We start from the raw sequence: 916 nt of genomic DNA on the forward strand, positions 1-916 counted from the left end.
AGCCATGCCCGTGAACCGTCACCTACAGCAAGATCACTAAAGCAGGTGAATGTTTACCCTTGGCCGGGCGAACAACGGCGTCATCCATCCGTGGAACTCCGGCTTCGCAGGTATCGGCGTGTCCGTACAGAAGGCCGAGAGCAGGAAGTGCACGAGATGGCTGGTCGGTCGGGAGGGCGCGGGGTTGGCGAGCCCGCCCTCGATGGTGGCGACCACCGCGTCCGCCGCGAGCTCCCGATCGGGTTCGGGCACGAAGTCGTGCACCGCGGCGAGCGCGAGCCCGTGCAGCCAGTCGTGCAGCCGCTCGTGGTACTCCATGACCGGCGCGGCGTGCGGGGCGCGTTCGGCGACACAGGGATGCAGCGTGCGGCGCCGCTCGACCGAGTCCAGGGCGAGGAAGAGCTTCGCCGCCGGGTCTCCGGGCAACGCGGCGATCCGGTCGACCTCAACGTCGAGCAGCCGGTTCAGCACCGCCGCGAAGGCATGGTCCTTCGACCGGAAATACCAGTAGACGGAGCCCGGCTCGATGCCGGCGGAACGGGCGATCTCCGCGATGGACGTCCCGGCGAACCCGCGGGCCAGGAACTGCTCCTCGGCGACGGTGAGCAACGCATCGATCCGTTCCTCGCGGGGAACCTCCTGGCGGTTGCGTGGCACCTGATCAGCGTAACGACTCCCATGGTGGGGCAGGAGGAAATCGATGCCCAGTAGTGGTAGCTCCCGTGCGGTACGGCGGCGCCCGGTGGCGCCGCCCCGGGCGCCGGCATGATCGGAATCGTGTCCCGGTGTCGGTGGGTGCATTCCGGCCGGGCCCGGGTAGCGGAGTCCGGTGGACGTCTCGGGCGGATGTGTCCTGCTCACCGCCTTTTTCTTGATTCCGATTCGAGAGAGCTGTGAGAGTGAATCTCAGCTCTCT

General features: G+C 67.6%; 1 protein-coding gene. It reads right to left on the reverse strand.

The window, feature by feature from the left end; all coding sequences use genetic code 11:
• Window positions 1-36 precede the first annotated feature (36 nt).
• Window positions 37-657, reverse strand: coding sequence for a TetR/AcrR family transcriptional regulator (locus ACY5KJ_RS14120; RefSeq protein ID WP_462203554.1), 621 nt, complete (start codon window positions 655-657; stop codon window positions 37-39).
• Window positions 658-916: the final 259 nt, after the last annotated feature.

This window comes from Frankia sp. CcWB3 (assembly GCF_977927595.1).